Source organism: Methylobacterium sp. D48H (assembly GCF_053345715.1).
In genome coordinates, this window is sequence record NZ_JBKFAP010000103.1 from 1 (window position 1) to 357 (window position 357).

Below are 357 nucleotides of genomic sequence, written 5' to 3' on the forward strand. Positions count from 1 at the left end.
AGTTCGAGATGGGATCGGGTTCTGGGCACGCCGCTCAGGCCACCAGACCGGCGCATCGCAACTTTTTTGGCACTCGGCGGCGCAGGGTGCTGCGACGGCGAGTGTTTCGTTCGGCAAGCAGGCAGCGTCATCGCTGCGGGTCTTCTTATAACCGTGGCTGTGTGCCCGTCACCCGCTTTGCAGCGGCTGCCGGTCACACACGGACACGGATCACGAGAGCGATCAAGCCTATCGGGCGATTAGTACCGGTCGGCTCAACGCGTCGCCGCGCTTGCACCCCCGGCCTATCGACGTGGTCGTCTTCCACGGCCCTCAAGGGAGGTCTCGTTTTAAGGGGGGTTTCCCGCTTAGATGCCT

Annotated in this window: 1 rRNA gene; it reads right to left on the reverse strand. The window is 63.3% G+C overall.

Annotated elements, in window-relative coordinates:
• Positions 1-218 precede the first annotated feature (218 nt).
• Positions 219-357, reverse strand: a 23S ribosomal RNA gene (locus ACLBX8_RS31670); the annotation flags it as partial.